Source organism: Escherichia sp. 20412-1 (assembly GCF_003027595.1).
In the GTDB taxonomy this organism is placed as follows: domain Bacteria; phylum Pseudomonadota; class Gammaproteobacteria; order Enterobacterales; family Enterobacteriaceae; genus Escherichia; species Escherichia marmotae.
In genome coordinates this window covers 25,143-41,974 of sequence record NZ_PYQM01000032.1, presented here as the reverse complement: position 1 = coordinate 41,974, position 16,832 = coordinate 25,143, and the positions used below count along the sequence as shown (strand labels likewise).

At 51.4% G+C, this 16,832-nt stretch carries 13 protein-coding genes, 7 tRNA genes and 1 pseudogene; 2 read left to right on the top strand and 19 right to left on the bottom strand.

Annotated elements, in window-relative coordinates:
- Positions 1-126: 126 nt before the first annotated feature.
- From hscC to miaB, 11 genes and pseudogenes are all read right to left on the bottom strand, one after another.
- Positions 127-1,686 (bottom strand): annotated as a pseudogene (hscC, locus tag C7B16_RS18160) (molecular chaperone HscC); the annotation flags it as partial.
- A gap of 83 nt (positions 1,687-1,769) precedes the next feature.
- The gene (rihA, locus tag C7B16_RS18155; protein WP_001515969.1) at positions 1,770-2,705 is read right to left on the bottom strand and encodes a pyrimidine-specific ribonucleoside hydrolase RihA; all 936 of its coding nucleotides are present in this window, start codon (positions 2,703-2,705) and stop codon (positions 1,770-1,772) included.
- 117 nt (positions 2,706-2,822) lie between these two features.
- Positions 2,823-3,548, bottom strand: a complete 726-nt coding sequence (gene gltL / locus C7B16_RS18150; protein WP_000631384.1) for a glutamate/aspartate ABC transporter ATP-binding protein GltL — start codon at positions 3,546-3,548, stop codon at positions 2,823-2,825.
- Entirely contained in the window at positions 3,548-4,222 is a 675-nt protein-coding gene (gene gltK, locus C7B16_RS18145; RefSeq protein ID WP_000272808.1) for a glutamate/aspartate ABC transporter permease GltK, read from the bottom strand. The genes gltL and gltK overlap by 1 nt, the downstream gene beginning before the upstream one ends.
- Positions 4,222-4,962 carry a glutamate/aspartate ABC transporter permease GltJ gene (gene gltJ, locus C7B16_RS18140; RefSeq protein WP_000020950.1) on the bottom strand — a complete coding sequence of 247 codons (741 nt, stop codon included), beginning with the start codon at positions 4,960-4,962 and terminating at the stop codon, positions 4,222-4,224. The genes gltK and gltJ overlap by 1 nt, the downstream gene beginning before the upstream one ends.
- A 169-nt stretch (positions 4,963-5,131) precedes the next feature.
- Entirely contained in the window at positions 5,132-6,040 is a 909-nt protein-coding gene (gene gltI, locus C7B16_RS18135) for a glutamate/aspartate ABC transporter substrate-binding protein GltI (protein WP_001515970.1), read from the bottom strand.
- Between the two features lie 396 nt (positions 6,041-6,436).
- The gene (lnt, locus tag C7B16_RS18130; RefSeq protein WP_016263045.1) at positions 6,437-7,975 is read right to left on the bottom strand and encodes an apolipoprotein N-acyltransferase; all 1,539 of its coding nucleotides are present in this window, start codon (positions 7,973-7,975) and stop codon (positions 6,437-6,439) included.
- Between the two features lie 24 nt (positions 7,976-7,999).
- A complete protein-coding gene (corC, locus tag C7B16_RS18125) occupies positions 8,000-8,878 on the bottom strand; it encodes a CNNM family magnesium/cobalt transport protein CorC (protein WP_001278605.1) in 879 nt (292 codons plus the stop codon).
- A gap of 89 nt (positions 8,879-8,967) precedes the next feature.
- Complete coding sequence (gene ybeY, locus C7B16_RS18120) at positions 8,968-9,435, bottom strand: rRNA maturation RNase YbeY (protein WP_000084457.1); 468 nt, start codon at positions 9,433-9,435, stop codon at positions 8,968-8,970.
- A complete protein-coding gene (locus C7B16_RS18115; protein WP_024191850.1) occupies positions 9,432-10,472 on the bottom strand; it encodes a PhoH family protein in 1,041 nt (346 codons plus the stop codon). Before C7B16_RS18115 ends, ybeY begins: the two co-directional genes overlap by 4 nt.
- Positions 10,473-10,624: 152 nt before the next feature.
- Positions 10,625-12,049: a tRNA (N6-isopentenyl adenosine(37)-C2)-methylthiotransferase MiaB gene (gene miaB / locus C7B16_RS18110; RefSeq protein WP_001515972.1), complete on the bottom strand. Its 1,425-nt coding sequence runs from the start codon at positions 12,047-12,049 to the stop codon at positions 10,625-10,627.
- Positions 12,050-12,194: 145 nt separating this feature from the next.
- On the opposite strand from miaB, the gene ubiF reads away from it, so the two are divergent.
- Positions 12,195-13,370 (top strand): 3-demethoxyubiquinol 3-hydroxylase, encoded by a 1,176-nt coding sequence (ubiF, locus tag C7B16_RS18105; protein ID WP_000184597.1) that lies wholly within the window; start codon positions 12,195-12,197, stop codon positions 13,368-13,370.
- Between the two features lie 153 nt (positions 13,371-13,523).
- On the opposite strand, the gene C7B16_RS18100 is transcribed toward ubiF, so the two are convergent.
- From C7B16_RS18100 to C7B16_RS18070, 7 genes are all read right to left on the bottom strand, one after another.
- Positions 13,524-13,598: transfer RNA gene (locus C7B16_RS18100), tRNA-Gln, on the bottom strand.
- Between the two features lie 37 nt (positions 13,599-13,635).
- Positions 13,636-13,710, bottom strand: a tRNA-Gln gene (locus C7B16_RS18095).
- 46 nt (positions 13,711-13,756) lie between these two features.
- Positions 13,757-13,833: transfer RNA gene (locus tag C7B16_RS18090), tRNA-Met, on the bottom strand.
- Between the two features lie 15 nt (positions 13,834-13,848).
- A tRNA-Gln gene (locus C7B16_RS18085) sits at positions 13,849-13,923 on the bottom strand.
- Positions 13,924-13,957: 34 nt separating this feature from the next.
- Positions 13,958-14,032: transfer RNA gene (locus C7B16_RS18080), tRNA-Gln, on the bottom strand.
- 23 nt (positions 14,033-14,055) lie between these two features.
- Positions 14,056-14,140 (bottom strand) — tRNA-Leu (locus tag C7B16_RS18075).
- Positions 14,141-14,148: 8 nt separating this feature from the next.
- Positions 14,149-14,225: transfer RNA gene (locus C7B16_RS18070), tRNA-Met, on the bottom strand.
- A 331-nt stretch (positions 14,226-14,556) separates the two neighbouring features.
- On the opposite strand from C7B16_RS18070, the gene C7B16_RS18060 reads away from it, so the two are divergent.
- A complete protein-coding gene (locus tag C7B16_RS18060; RefSeq protein WP_000943492.1) occupies positions 14,557-14,994 on the top strand; it encodes a hypothetical protein in 438 nt (145 codons plus the stop codon).
- 41 nt (positions 14,995-15,035) lie between these two features.
- Here C7B16_RS18060 and asnB read toward each other — a convergent pair whose 3' ends face one another.
- Positions 15,036-16,700 carry an asparagine synthase B gene (asnB, locus tag C7B16_RS18055; RefSeq protein ID WP_107179971.1) on the bottom strand — a complete coding sequence of 555 codons (1,665 nt, stop codon included), beginning with the start codon at positions 16,698-16,700 and terminating at the stop codon, positions 15,036-15,038.
- Between the last annotated feature and the right edge of the window lie 132 nt (positions 16,701-16,832).

The following is a 16,832-nucleotide window of genomic DNA, read 5'->3' as shown; positions in this document are numbered from 1 at the left end:
CTATATCGTTGGATATTACAGCGCACTAAGACCGCACGAATATAACGGTGGATTACCCCCAAACGAATCGGAAAATCGATACTGGAAAAACTCTAACTCGGTGGCCAGTTTTTGTTGACCACTTCACTCTTCTCTTTCATCGCCCAGCGCTCGTGCCCATAACTCTTCCAGTTTGGCTTTAAAAGTTCGGTTAATAAGCATATCGCGCGGATAAATTTTTAATGCCGATAACCGCGCCCGACTCTCTTCTATTTGCTGCGCATTTAACGTCACCGGGCTGTGATTAATCACTCTGGACTTAACGTTACCATCTTCCAGAAGCACGTCAACTTCAAGCAATCCGTTGATATCATAGCTAAAACGAATATCGATAGACTGGTAAGCGCCGGTTTTTTTCAGCGGCACATCGAAGGACTCCACCAGAATATTGTTCTTAACTTTGTGGTTTTCCCCCTGGTAGACATTAACCGTAATTGAATCCTGCTCCGGGTGCATGGTCGAGTAAGTTTCTACACGCGATACAGGTACAGTCGTGTTTCGTTCAATAATCGGTGAGAAAATGCCGGAAACCCCCTGACGGTTTACTTCTACGCCCAAAGAGTAAGGGCAGATATCGGTGAGGATCACTTCTTCAATATCTTCACTGCGTAAGCGGCAGGCGGCCTGGATTGCTGCGCCCAATGCGACAATGGTGCTCGGATCGTAGCTTTGATACGGCAACTTGCCAAACAGACGTACCGCAATTCGCTGTACTAATGGCATTTGCGAAGCGCCACCAACCAGCACCAGACTGTCGATTTGACTCGGTTTCAAACGTGCATCGCGCAATGCCTGTTCGATAGGCACACGCAAGCGGTTGAGTAGCGGTAACCACAAATTTTCCAGTTCGTTCTCGTAAAATTCGCATTCCCGCGTTTCTTCCTGGTACTGCCAGTGAATGTGCAGCGGTAATTGATTGCCACATTTTGCCGCTTCTACACAGACATACAGCGCCGCCAGTTCACTTTCGTTGAGCGTGTTTTTAGCCACTGCGGCGCGTTTTAACACTTCATCCACCAGCATATGAGTAAAATCTTCGCCACCAAGGAAGTTGTCGCCAGCGGAGGCGTGAACTTCAATCACCGGCGTGGCGTATTCGAGCACCGTGACGTCAAACGTGCCGCCTCCGAGATCAAAAACCAGCGAGCGGGTGTTTTGTTGCGTATGCAGGCCATACGCCATCGCGGCTGCTGTGGGTTCATTAATTAAGCGTACTGCATTTAACCCGGCTAACTCCGCTGCTAAACGGGTATGCTTGCGTTGTTCATCGCTGAAATAAGCCGGAACGGAGATCACCACATCTTTAATCGGACGTTGCAGAAATTCTTCGGCATCTTCTTTTAATGAGCGTAATACCAAAGAGGATAGTTCTGGCGCGTTAAATGTGTCGCTGCCTAACCGCCAGTTGGTATTACTGCCCATTGCGCGTTTAAATAACGCTGCGGTTTTATCCGGATGCGAAGTGCGCCGTGATACAGCCGGTTTTCCGACCAGAATATGATTATTTTCATCCATGCTAATTATGGATGGTGTTAAATATTCACCGAATTTATTTGGAATTAATTGTGCGGCACCGCCTTTCCAGACGGCAATTAAACTATTGGTAGTACCGAGATCGATACCAATGGCGAGTTCTGCATTATCCATTGCATTTATATCTTGAAGGAAAAAGAGAGAGTCAGAGTAAGATCACCCCATTTTCACGTGGTGATCTTAATCAATGACGTGTATTAAGCGTAAAATTTCAGACGATCGGCCAGTAAATCAACAAAGCCCTGACGATCCACATCGACCATTATGGTGGTATTTGGTTTATTACCAGTGAGATAGTAATAATCAACAACCGTCATACCCTGAGTATATTTCCCTTGTGTTTCGACACCAACCCAGCGTTCAACGGTGGTAAACAGTTCAGGTTTTAGCAGCCAGGCGATGGTGCATGGATCATGCAACGGTGCGCCGACAAAGCCCCATTTTTCGTCTTTGTGATATTCGAGGAAGAAATCCAGCAGTTCGGCAACGATGGTTGAAACAGGGTTACCAATAGCGCGGAAACGCTCGGTATCCTCAACGTGAATTTGCGCTTTGTGGGTGACATCCAGACCAGCCATCACCACCGGAATCCCTGACTGGAAGACAATTTCCGCCGCTTCCGGGTCAACGTAAATATTAAATTCTGCCGCTGGCGTCCAGTTACCGAGTCCCATCGCGCCGCCCATAATCACAATTTGAGCGATTTTGTTATGCAGCTCCGGGTGGCTGTTGAGCAACAACGCAACGTTAGTTTGTGGTCCGGTGGAAACTATCGTGACGGGTTCAGCACTTTCGCGCAGCGTTTTCGCCATCAGCTCCACCGCCGTGCAATTTTGCGGCGCAAACGCCGGTTCCGGCAATGCCGGGCCGTCCAGGCCGCTTTCGCCGTGCACATTGTCCGCGATAATCAAGTCACGCATTAACGGTTTTACTGCGCCACCAGCCACCGGAATATCGGTGCGATTAAGTAGGGTCAGCATACGCAGAACATTACGTAATGTTTTATCGGGCGTCTGGTTTCCGGCGGAGGATGTGATGGCTTTGACATCAAGCTCTGGTGAGGCGAGGGCGAGAACTATTGCGATAGCGTCATCATGACCTGGGTCGCAATCTAACAGAATTGGCAGTGCCATTGTTGCTCCTTGTTGTGTGCTTCTTTGCGACAAGGGTAACGCCGGGATGTAACAGATACGAGAGGCGAAACGATAAAGCGTGAGATGGCGCGCACTTGAGTATGCGCGCCTGACTTATTAGTGCAGTATTTTCGCGAGGAAGTCTTTTGCGCGGTCTGATTTCGGATCATCAAAGAACGCGTCTTTTGGCGAGTCTTCGACAATTTTACCTTCATCCATAAAGATCACCCGATTTGCTACTTTACGGGCAAAGCCCATTTCGTGGGTGACCACCATCATAGTCATTCCTTCATTCGCCAGCTCCACCATCACATCCAGCACTTCGTTGATCATCTCCGGATCCAGTGCCGATGTCGGTTCGTCGAACAGCATCGCAATAGGATCCATACATAATGCGCGGGCAATCGCTACACGCTGCTGCTGACCACCGGAAAGCTGCGCCGGAAACTTATTGGCATGCGCAGAAAGTCCCACGCGTTCCAGCAGTTTCAGGGCCTTTTCGCGGGCGGGCGCTTTATCGCGTTTAAGCACTTTTACCTGCGCCAGGGTCAGGTTTTCGATAATCGACAGATGGGGAAACAACTCAAAATGCTGGAACACCATTCCGACGCGGGAACGCAGCTTTGCCAGATCGGTTTTCTTATCGTTAACCACGATGCCATCAACGGTGATTTCACCTTGCTGCACCGGTTCGAGGCCGTTGACGGTTTTAATCAGTGTCGATTTACCGGAGCCGGACGGGCCGCAAACCACCACCACTTCGCCTTTTTTTACTTCGGTTGAGCAGTCGGTCAGCACCTGAAAGTGACCATACCATTTTGAAACATTTTTCAGGGTAATCATTATGCTGTCCTTCTTTTCAAGTAGCTGACCAACAACGATGCGCTAAGGCTAATGATGAAATAAACAAATCCGGCAAACAGGATCATCTCCACCTGCGTACCATCACGTTCACCAATGGTTGAGGCGGTACGGAAGAAATCGGCCAGAGATAACACATACACCAGCGAGGTATCCTGAAACAGGACGATGCCCTGAGTGAGCAGCAGCGGCACCATCGCACGGAACGCCTGCGGCAGAATAATCAGTTTCATCGACTGCCAGTGGGTCATTCCTAACGCCAGCGCAGCGCTCGACTGACCACGAGAAATACTTTGAATACCGGCGCGGATAATCTCGGAATAGTAGGCCGCTTCAAACATCGAAAATGCCACCATTGCAGAAATTAAGCGGATATCGGTTTTGGGTGATAATCCCAGCACGTTTTGCAGAAAACCCGGCACGATCAGGTAAAACCACAACAGAACCATCACTAACGGTATTGAACGGAACACGTTGACGTAGGCTTTGGCAAACCACGCCACGGGTGCAAAGCTGGACAGGCGCATTACCGCCAGCATCGTGCCCCACAAAATACCAATCACGACTGCCGTGATGGTGATTTTCAGGGTGATCACCAGCCCATCCAGCAGATACGGCAGGGAAGGAACGATTGAACTCCAGTCAAACTCGTACATTATTTGCCTCCCATGTTGCCGGGCAGGCGAACTTTACGTTCGACCAGCGTCATCACCAGCATAATAACGGCGTTAATCAGCACATACGCCAGCGTGATGGCGGTAAACGATTCCCAGGCGTGGGCGGAGTAATCGAGCAATTTTCCGGCCTGTGCTGCCATATCTACCAGACCAATGGTTGAGGCGATGGCGGAGTTTTTCACCAGGTTCATCATCTCAGAGGTCATCGGTGGGACGATAACACGATAGGCGTTAGGTAACAGAACATAGCGGTAGGCTTGCGGCAGCGTCAGCCCCATCGCCAGTGCGGCATTCTTCTGCCCTCGTGGCAGCGACTGGATCGCGGCGCGTACCTGTTCGCAAACACGAGCGGCAGTAAACAGCCCCAGGCAGAGCATGGAAGAAAGGAAAAACTGAATATTGGGATCCAGCTCCGCCTTAAACCACATGCCGATTTTTTCCGGCAGTAGTTCTGGGATCACCAGATACCAGGTAAAGAATTGCACAATCAGTGGCACGTTGCGGAACAGTTCGACATACAACGTGCCCAGACCGGAGAGAAAACGGTTTGGAACGGTACGTAAAATGCCGAATAACGAGCCGACGAGGAAAGCGATAATCCAGGCGCAGATCGACAGAGCGATAGTGACCTGAAAGCCGCTCCAGATCCAGCCGAGATAGGTGGTGTTGCCGAACGGGGCTTGTTGTAAAAAAATACCCCAGTTCCAGTCTATAGACATAAATCTACTCCAGAAAAAAAAGGGTAGCAGCGTTAACTGCTACCCTCGAAGATTGTTACCCAGCGTATTGCGGTTTTCAGGCCCGATGGGGAACGACCATCAGGCGTATAGTCTGTCCGTGCTACGTAACAATCGAGAGGGCTGAACTTTCCGCCCCTGGTTCTTGTAATTAGTTCAGTGCTTTGTCATTAGGTTCTTTGAACAGTGCTTTCATTTCGTCCGACAACTCGAAATTCATGTTCAGGTTTTTCGGTGGAATGGGGTTTTTGAACCACTTATCAAACCATTTTTCCGCTTCACCGGAGGTCTGCACCTGGGCGATGGTGTCATCCATCAGCTTTTTGAATTGCGGATCATCTTTGCGCAGCATGCAGCCGTAAGCTTCCTGAGACTGCGGTTTGCCGACGATTTCCCAGTTATCAGGCTTCTTCGCTTTCGCACGTTCACCGGCCAGCAGGGCGTCATCCATCATAAAGGCAACGGCACGACCGCTTTCCAGCGTGCGGAAAGAGTCACCATGGTCTTTGGCGCTGATGATGCGCATATTCATCTTCTGATCTTCATTCAGTTTGTTGAGCAGAACTTCAGAAGTGGTGCCGGAAGTGACTACTACGGCTTTGTCTTTCAGATCAGCAAAATCTTTAACATCGCCGTCTTTTTTGGTCAGCAGGCGCGTACCGACCACGAAAATGGTGTCGGAGAAAGCCGCCTGTTTCTGGCGTTCGAGGTTGTTGGTGGTAGAACCACATTCAAAATCGAAAGTGCCGTTTTGCAGCAGCGGAATACGGTTTTGTGAGGTGATCGGGATCAGTTTCACCTGCAGATCCGGTTTGTTGAGTTTCTTTTTCACTGCCTCGACAATGGCGTTGGAATAATCCTGAGAGTAACCCACCACTTTTTGCTGGTTGTCGTAATAAGAGAAAGGCACCGAAGATTCGCGGTGACCGACGACAATCACGCCGTTTTTGGCGATTTTGTCCAGCGTACTGCCTGCAGTCGGGGCAGTGTCTTCTGCCTGTGCCAGACCTGCGGAAAGCGCCAGGGCCAGGATTGCTGTGGCAGATTTACGTAATTGCATATCCAACTCCTTTATCTTCTGCGTTAAGAACGCATGGATACCCGTTGTGAGTGTTTGTGTTGTTATCATCTGCAACTTTATTGTGCAGTGTTGTGCTTGTTAGGTAACATTTAGTTTGTATAAATGTAAAGATATTGATGTTTTATTGTTTGTTTTTGCGAGATGCACCGCACCATTCCGAAGCAAAATTCTCAAAATGCACTCTTTTGGTGCTATCGGTGGATTGCTATGGTGCAACCTGGTTGTACCGACACCGGTTCAAGGTTTGCCTTGTATAACAAAGCAATAGATGTGCCAAAGTTGGATAGGGGAATTTTGTCATCCGGATAACGCATTGACGCCGCATCCGGTGAGCGTGCCGAAATACGTAATGTATTCCGGCACAATTAGAAGGGATTATTTACGTCGCTGACGGAGACTCATCAACACAGAGGCAAAACCAAACAGTGCCGTCAGCACCCACAGCGGCCAGTTGCCGGTACGTGCGTACGGTGTGAGTCCGGTAGTCGGCGTCACGTTAGTGGTTAATACTTCGCGGGTGAATTGCGGGATCATCGCCTGAACCTCACCCTGTGGGCCAATCACCGCCGTAATGCCGTTGTTGGTGCTACGCAGCAGCGGGCGCGCCAGTTCCAGCGCACGCATTCGCGCCATCTGGAAGTGCTGCCACGGGCCAATAGACTTACCAAACCATGCATCGTTGGAGATAGTCAGCAGATAGTCGGTATCCGGGCGGAAGTTATCGCGCACTTGCTCGCCAAGGATGATCTCGTAGCAAATGGCTGCGGTAAGCTGAATACCATTCACTGACAGCGGCGGCTGGATATAAGGCCCGCGGCTGAATGACGACATCGGCAGATCAAAGAACGGCGCTAACGGACGCAGAATCGACTCCAGCGGGACAAACTCGCCAAACGGCACCAGATGGTTTTTGTTATAGCGATTGGTCGATTCATAGCTGTAAGGTGCACCTTTACCCAGCGTGATGATGGTGTTGTAGGTATCGTAGCGGTTCTGCTTATTGAGGCGCGCGTCGACAATCCCGGTGATCAGCGAGCTACCTTTTTCACGCAGCACGCCATCCAGCTCTTTGAGGAACGGTTGCTGATTCATTTCCAGATCGGTAATTGCTGACTCTGGCCAGATAATCAACGACGATTTACCCATCAGCGGTGCTGTCGCGTTGTAGTAAATCTTCAGCGTATTAAGAAGCTGGCTTTCATCCCACTTCAGTGATTGTGGAATATCACCCTGAACCATTGAAACCTGAATGGTTTTCTCCGGTTGCGGGGTAAACCACTGGATGTAACGCAGAGGGAAGGGGAGTGCAAACAGCACAACGGCCACCACCAGCGGACGCCAGTTGCGTTTGACCAGCGCCAGCGCCAGCAGGCCACTAACCATCATCAGCAGGAAGTTAATGGCTTCCACGCCCATTATCGGTGCCAGCCCTTTTAACGGCCCGTCAATCTGGCTATAGCCGAACTGCAACCACGGAAAGCCAGTTAGCACCCAACCGCGCAGAAACTCGGTGACTTGCCAGAGGGCAGGGGCGGCAATCGTCACGCGCAGCCAGGTGGTTTTCGGCCACAGCCGCGCCAGAACACCAGCAAACAGCCCGGTATACAGCGAAAGATACGCCGCCAGCAGCACCACCAGGAAGATGTTTACCGGGCCTGGCATCCCGCCAAAGGTCGCGATGCTGACATATACCCAGTTAATACCGGTGCCAAACAGGCCAAATCCCCAGCAGAAGCCGATAGCGGCAGACTGAAGTGGGCGGCGGTTAAAGGTCAGAGCCTGAAGCCCCATCAGCGAAACAATCGCCGCAGGCCAGACGTCATAAGGGGAGAAGGCCAGCGTTCCGCAGGCACCGAATAATAACGCCAGCAGCAGGCGAATGCGCTGGCGTTCAAGTAATGAGGCAAAAGCCATGTAGTTATCTATCCAGTTTCGGTTTTATTCATCCAGCTTCGGCTGGGGTGAGTCATCCGGGATTTTGACATGAACCTGAATAATACGCCGACTGTCGGCCATCGCCACTTTGAACTGGTAACCGTCGATGTCGATGGTTTCGCCACGCGCCGGAAGATGCCCAAACGCCTGCATCACCAGACCACCGATGGTATCGACCTCTTCATCGCTAAAGTGGGTGCCGAACGCTTCGTTGAAATCTTCGATGGAAGCCAGCGCACGCACAGTCCAGGTGTGACGGCTAAGTTGACGGAAGTCGATATCATCTTCTTCGTCATACTCGTCTTCAATCTCACCAACAATCAGTTCCAGGATGTCTTCAATGGTCACCAGACCGGAAACACCGCCGAATTCATCAATGACGATCGCCATGTGGTATCGCTGAGAGCGAAACTCTTTCAGCATCCGGTCTACGCGCTTACTTTCAGGAACGACAACCGCCTGACGTAACACTTTGTCCATGCTGAAGGCTTCAGCATCGCTGCGCATAAACGGCAGCAAGTCTTTCGCCATCAGAATCCCTTCAATGTGATCTTTATCCTCGCTGATCACCGGGAAACGCGAGTGGGCAGACTCGATGATGACATCAAGGCATTCATCCAGCGTCTGGTTGCGTTTCAGAGTAATCATCTGGGAGCGCGGGATCATGATGTCGCGAACGCGTTGGTCTGCGATGTCCATTACCCCTTCGAGCATATCGCGCGTATCTTCGTCGATAAGGTCGTTCTGCCCGGAATCACGGATCAGCGCCAGCAGTTCGTCACGGTTTTTCGGTTCACCGTGGAAAAGTTGGCTGAGTAACAGGGAGAAAAATCCCTTCTTGTTGCTTATCGTGTCACTACTGTGTGAATTGTCGTCGCTCATGGCGTCGTATGGGTTCTCATGTTAGTTAATCAAAACACCGTCGTTACTTACCAACGGCGGGGACGTCTGCCAGTCAAATGCCCGGCAAATTATTCTTTCTCGGCAATGTACGGATCCTCATAGCCCAGAGCAAGCATAATCTCTGTTTCGAGGGCTTCCATCTCTTCTGCTTCGTCATCTTCGATGTGATCGTAACCTAACAAATGCAGACTGCCGTGCACCACCATATGCGCCCAGTGCGCCTCCAGTGGTTTACCTTGTTCCTGCGCTTCTTTCTCAACCACCTGACGGCAGATAACCAGATCGCCCAGCAGCGACATCTCCATGCCAGGCGGCACTTCAAATGGGAAGGAAAGCACGTTGGTCGGCTTATCTTTACCGCGATAGGTCAGATTCAGACTGTGGCTTTCGGCGGTATCGACCAGGCGAATAGTCACTTCTGATTCTTCCTGAAACTGCGGGATCACCGCATTCAGCCATGTCTGAAACTGGCTCTCTTCCGGTAGCCCGGAATTATCTTCACAGGCCAGTTGTAAATCGAGGATCACCTGACTCATTTTTGTTCCTGTTCTTCACGCTTGCGCTCTGCCGCCAGCGCCGCTTTACGTTTTTGTTCGGCTTCTTCCCAGGCTTCATAGGCGTTAACGATACGCGCCACTACCGGGTGACGAACAACGTCTTCGCTGTGGAAGAAGTTAAAGCTGATCTCTTCGACATCGGCCAGCACTTCGATGGCGTGGCGCAGACCCGATTTGGTATTACGCGGCAGGTCGATCTGCGTGACGTCGCCGGTGATAACCGCTTTTGAGTTAAAACCGATACGGGTCAGGAACATCTTCATCTGTTCGATGGTGGTGTTCTGGCTCTCATCAAGAATGATAAATGCGTCGTTCAGTGTTCGACCACGCATATAGGCCAGCGGCGCGACTTCAATAACGTTGCGCTCAATCAGTTTCTCGACTTTTTCAAAGCCAAGCATTTCGAACAGCGCGTCGTATAGCGGGCGCAGATACGGGTCTACTTTCTGGCTTAAATCGCCGGGCAGAAAACCTAATTTTTCACCAGCTTCTACTGCCGGACGGGTCAGCAGAATACGACGGATTTCCTGACGTTCCAGCGCATCAACCGCCGCAGCCACTGCCAGGTAGGTTTTACCCGTACCCGCCGGACCCACGCCGAAGGTGATGTCATGGTCAAGAATATGGGCGATGTACTGCGCCTGGTTCGGTGTGCGTGGTTTAATGACCCCGCGTTTGGTCTTGATATTGACCGCTTTGCCGTACTCCGGCACGCTTTCCGCACTTTGTTCCAGCACTCGCGCTTCTTTAATCGCAAGGTGGATCTGCTCCGGTTCGATATCCTGGATCTGACCGCGCATTGGGGCAGTATCGACATACAGGCTGCGCAGAATGTCTGCCGCGGCAGTGACGCAAATCGGACGACCGGTCAGTTTAAAGTGGTTATCGCGGCGATTGATTTCGATGCCGAGACGGCGTTCGAGTTGCTTGATGTTGTCATCAAACGGGCCGCACAGGCTCAACAGACGCGCGTTGTCTGCTGGCTCCAGGGTGATTTCGCGAGTGTCTATGTTCAAACCGTTCCTCTTATTTGTATGCCGCCGGAAGCTGAACATTCACCGGCCTATAAGGAAATTATTCACGCCACAGGAAAAAGGCGCAAGCATTGCGATAAAAATGGGGATAAAGAGAGAAAAAACAAGGCCCACCGGAACGGCGGGCCTGAGAATTACGGCTGATAATAACCCACGCCAAGGTCGTTTTCTTTGCGGGTACGGGCAATCACCGATTCCGGAGCCTCTGCCACGCGCAGACCCATTTCCTCTTCGGTACGTACCACTTTACCGCGCAGGGAGTTCGGGTAAACGTCGGTAATTTCCACATCGACGAATTTACCGATCATATCCGGCGTGCCTTCGAAATTGACCACGCGGTTATTTTCGGTACGCCCGGAAAGTTCCATGATGTTCTTACGCGAAGTACCTTCCACCAGAATACGCTGGGTGGTGCCGAGCATCCGGCGGCTCCATGCCATCGCTTGCTGATTGATACGTTCTTGCAGAATATACAGACGCTGTTTCTTCTCTTCTTCCGGAACATCATCAACCATATCGGCGGCTGGTGTACCCGGACGTGCGGAGAAGATGAAGCTATAGCTCATGTCGAAATTGACGTCGGCAATCAGCTTCATGGTTTTCTCAAAGTCTTCGGTGGTTTCGCCAGGGAAGCCAACGATGAAGTCAGAACTGATCTGAATATCCGGACGCGCCGCACGCAATTTACGGATGATCGCCTTGTATTCCAGCGCCGTGTGGGTACGGCCCATCAGGTTGAGGATGCGATCGGAACCGCTCTGTACCGGCAGGTGCAGGAAACTCACCAGTTCTGGCGTATCGCGATAAACCTCGATGATATCGTCGGTAAATTCGATCGGATGGCTGGTGGTAAAGCGAATACGATCGATCCCGTCGATAGCGGCAACCAGACGCAGCAGATCGGCAAACGAGCCGGTGGTGCCGTCGTAGTTCTCACCGCGCCAGGCGTTCACGTTCTGACCGAGCAGATTGACTTCACGCACGCCCTGAGCGGCAAGCTGGGCAATCTCAAACAGAATATCGTCGGATGGACGGCTTACCTCTTCACCACGGGTGTAAGGCACCACGCAGTAGGTGCAATATTTATTGCAACCTTCCATGATGGAGACAAACGCGGTTGGTCCTTCGGCGCGCGGTTCTGGCAGACGGTCAAACTTCTCGATTTCCGGGAAGCTGATATCTACGACCGGGCTGCGGTTTCCGCGCACGGAGTTGATCATCTCCGGCAGACGGTGCAGCGTTTGCGGCCCAAAAATAATATCGACGTAGTGGGCGCGTTGACGAATGTGGTCGCCTTCCTGCGAAGCCACGCAGCCGCCAACACCGATAATCAGGTCCGGATTCTTCTCTTTTAACAGTTTCCAGCGACCCAACTGATGGAAGACTTTTTCCTGAGCCTTCTCGCGGATTGAGCAGGTGTTCAGCAGCAGCACATCCGCTTCTTCCGCCACGTCGGTCAGTTGATAGCCGTGGGTGGCATCCAGCAGATCGGCCATCTTCGATGAATCGTACTCGTTCATCTGACAGCCCCAGGTTTTAATATGGAGTTTTTTGGTCATCGACTTGCTCTTGCGAAATAGTAGCCAGGAATGCAGGGCGCATAGTGTAATGCTTTGCTGCCGTTGTGACCAGTATGAGCGTTATCAGCCCTTGGGGGTAAAAATCCTGTAAACTTAAAGCATATTGCTAACAGGATGATTGACCATGACAAATCAACCAACGGAAATTGCCATTGTCGGCGGAGGAATGGTCGGCGGCGCACTGGCGCTGGGACTGGCGCAGCACGGATTTTCGGTAACGGTTATTGAACACGCTGAACCTGCGCCGTTTGTAGAGGACAGCCAGCCTGACGTGCGTATTTCAGCGATTAGCGCTGCGTCGGTATCATTGCTTAAAGGTTCAGGTGTCTGGGATGCGGTACAGGCTATGCGTTGCCATCCTTATCGCAGACTGGAAACGTGGGAGTGGGAAACGGCGCATGTGGTGTTTGACGCCGCTGAACTTAAGCTACCGTTGCTTGGCTATATGGTGGAAAACACCGTTCTGCAACAGGCGTTGTGGCAGGCACTGGAGACGCATCCGAACGTGACGCTACGTGTACCGGCCTCGCTGATTGCGTTGCATCGCGATAATGATCTTCAGGAGCTGGAGCTGAAGGGCGGAGAAGTGATCCGCGCGAAGCTGGTGATTGGTGCCGATGGGGCAAATTCACAGGTGCGGCAGATGGCGGGAATTGGCGTTCATGCCTGGCAGTATGCGCAGTCGTGTATGTTGATTAGCGTGCGGTGCGAGAATGATCCTGGCGACAGCACCTGGCAGCAGTTTACACCTGACGGGCCGCGTGCTTTCCTGCCGTTGTTTGATCACTGGGCGTCGCTGGTGTGGTATGACTCTCCGGCGCGCATTCGCCAGTTACAGAATATGAATATGGCGCAGTTACAGGCGGAAATCGCGAAACATTTCCCGTCGCGTCTCGGTTATGTGACGCCGCTTGCTGCGGGGGCGTTTCCACTGACGCGTCGTCATGCATTGCAATATGTTCAGCCAGGTCTGGCACTGGTGGGCGATGCGGCGCACACCATTCATCCGCTGGCGGGGCAGGGCGTGAATCTTGGTTATCGCGATGTTGATGCTCTGATTGACGTTCTGGTGAGCGCGCGCAGTCATGGCGAAGCGTGGGCCAGTTATCCAATCCTCAAGCGTTACCAGATGCGTCGCATGGCGGATAACTTCATTATGCAAAGCGGTATGGATCTGTTTTATGCCGGATTCAGCAATAATCTGCCGCCACTGCGTTTTGTACGTAATCTTGGTTTGATGGCGGCGGAACGTGCTGGCGTCTTGAAACGTCAGGCGCTGAAATATGCGTTAGGGTTGTAGCCTCACAACATTGCCGGATGCATGCCAACCGTAGGTCGGATAAGACGCGGCAGCGTCGCATCCGACTTCGTAGGGTAAGGCGTGCCAACATCGCATTCGATATTGAATAAACGCAGAAAAGCAAAAAGCCCGCCGAAGCGAGCTTTTTTAATGTGGCTGGGGTACGAGGATTCGAACCTCGGAATGCCGGAATCAGAATCCGGTGCCTTACCGCTTGGCGATACCCCAACAGGGTGCACTTACGATGTAAGCGTCTTGAATAAATTGGCTGGGGTACGAGGATTCGAACCTCGGAATGCCGGAATCAGAATCCGGTGCCTTACCGCTTGGCGATACCCCAACAAATTTTTTTGAACTTGCCGAACCTGTTCGACACATTCAGAATTTGGTGGCTACGACGGGATTCGAACCTGTGACCCCATCATTATGAGTGATGTGCTCTAACCAACTGAGCTACGTAGCCAGATTATTTCTTCGATGGCTGGGGTACCTGGATTCGAACCAGGGAATGCCGGTATCAAAAACCGGTGCCTTACCGCTTGGCGATACCCCAATAACCGGGCGGTGAACCGCTTACTCGAAGAAGATGGCTGGGGTACCTGGATTCGAACCAGGGAATGCCGGTATCAAAAACCGGTGCCTTACCGCTTGGCGATACCCCATCCGTACAACGCTTTCTGGTGAATGGTGCGGGAGGCGAGACTTGAACTCGCACACCTTGCGGCGCCAGAACCTAAATCTGGTGCGTCTACCAATTTCGCCACTCCCGCAAAAAAGATGGTGGCTACGACGGGATTCGAACCTGTGACCCCATCATTATGAGTGATGTGCTCTAACCAACTGAGCTACGTAGCCATCTTTTTTTCGCGATACCTTATCGGCGTTGCGGGGCGCATTATGCGTATAGAGCCATGCAGCGTCAACCTCTTTTTCAAGGAAAATTGCTTGGAATTGACTGTTTGGTTAGGTTGCGAACAGCGTGGCGCTATATTCGTCAATTATTGTTTACTTTGTGTTTTTTCTACAGCCTGCAGCCATTCTTTTGTCATACGGGGTGAAATTCAGAATTCAACAATAGCGGCGGGAAATTAATCTATGAAATACTGACCCGTTGCAACAGGACAGAACAGGGATCGCTACGCCTGCATCTCTGCTACCACTTCAGGCGATTTATTGAGGGAATAATATGTTGCGTTTTATGACGGTGCTGGTCAGTGCTTTATTACTTATGCAATCGGCGTTTGCCGATACAGCCCGACCGGAAATTGGTAAGTATGTCTTTGGTTATCGTGGTCAGGAAGGAGCAGTGGTCTGGATGATGCGAATTGGGCCGAAAGCGGAAAATGAAGCCCTTGTTCAGGTATCTCATGTTGATAATGACATCGATGGTCAGATTTTTCGCTGCAAAGTAAAAGCATTACAGGAAGGTGAGAAATCGTATACCGCTGTAATCAAGGGCGAATCTTTTGAGTTATTACGCCTGAAAGAGGGAAATGGAAGCCTGCATATCCCGGATGAATCGGCAGCCTGGTCAGTCGCCTACAGTAATGAGTTATCTGACAGCGATGTAGCAAATCCGGAACATTTCCTCACAGCCTATCAGAATCAACAAGTTCCCCAGTAACTGAAATTGCCCCGGATTTCTCCGGGGCATTATTACACGTCTTATTTATACGCCGACTGGTGAACACCGACTGCACGACCCGATGGATCGTCCATTTTCTTGAACGCTTCATCCCACTCAATCGCTTTGGCAGAAGAACAGGCAACGGACGGCCCCCCTGGTACGCACTCTGCGGCACTTGGGAGCGGGAACAGTTCTTCAAAGATTTCGCGATACAGATACGCTTCTTTTGAGGTCGGCGTATTGTATGGGAAGCGGAAGCGGGCCGTTTCCAACTGTTGATCAGAAACCTGCTGCGCCGCCACTTCTTTCAGAGTGTCGATCCAGCTATAACCGACGCCATCTGAGAACTGCTCTTTCTGCCGCCAGGCCACACTTGCGGGCAGATACGCTTCAAAACATTCACGCAGGATGTGTTTTTCCATCTTGCCGTTGCCGCACATTTTGTCCTGCGGATTAATGCGCATCGCTACATCAAGGAATTTCTTGTCAAGGAACGGCACGCGTGCTTCCACGCCCCAGGCCGACATCGCTTTGTTGGCGCGTGCGCAGTCATACATATGCAGGGCCAGCAGCTTACGCACCGTCTCTTCATGCAACTCTTTGGCGTTCGGCGCTTTGTGGAAATAGAGATAACCGCCAAACACTTCGTCAGAACCTTCACCGGACAGTACCATCTTAATGCCCATCGCCTTGATCTTACGCGACATTAAATACATCGGCGTTGAAGCGCGAATCGTGGTCACATCATACGTTTCAATGTGATAAATCACGTCGCGGATGGCATCGAGACCTTCCTGTACGGTGAAGTGAATTTCGTGATGCACAGTGCCCAGATGATTTGCCACTTCCTGGGCCGCTTTCAGATCCGGTGAACCAGGCAGACCCACGGCAAAAGAGTGCAATTGCGGCCACCAGGCTTCTGAACGTTCCTGATCTTCCACGCGGCGGGCGGCGTATTTTTTGGTGATAGCCGAAATAATTGAGGAATCCAGACCACCGGAGAGCAGCACGCCGTAAGGCACGTCAGACATCAGGTGGCTTTTAACGGAATCTTCCAGTGCCTGACGCAGCTCGTTTTTGTCGGTCACGTTATCTTTCACCGCATCGTAGTCGAACCAGTCGCGGTGATAATAAGAACGGATTTCGCCGTCCTGACTCCACAGATAGCTCCCTGCCGGGAACTCTTTAATGGTGCGGCAAACCGGCACCAGGGCTTTCATTTCTGAGGCCACATATAGCTGGCCGTGTTCGTCATAACCCATATACAGAGGGATGATCCCCAGATGGTCGCGACCAATCAGATATGCATCTTTTTCGCTGTCGTACAGGGCAAAGGCAAACATGCCCTGCAAATCGTCGAGAAATTCCGCCCCTTTTTCCTGATACAACGCGAGGATCACTTCGCAGTCAGATCCAGTCTGGAACTGGTAACGATCGCCATACTCAGCACGCAGCGCCTGGTGGTTGTAGATTTCCCCGTTCACTGCCAGTACGTGGGTTTTTGATTGATTGTAGAGAGGCTGCGCACCCGCGTTAACATCAACAATTGACAGACGTTCGTGGGCGAGAATTGCATTATCGCTGGTATAAATACCGGACCAGTCCGGGCCACGATGACGCATCAGGCGTGACAGCTCGAGTGCTTTCTTCCGCAGCTCAACTGCGTCTGTTTTGATATCGAATACGCCAAAAATTGAACACATAACCTTCTCCGTTAACCTGGTGTTTGCTGCTTGTTGTGTTTGCTTGTTTAAAAAAATGCCGCAAAGCAGCAATGTGCGCAAGAGATTTGGCGGTGAAAAAATAAAAAACGTAATGGTGATTGATGAATGGTG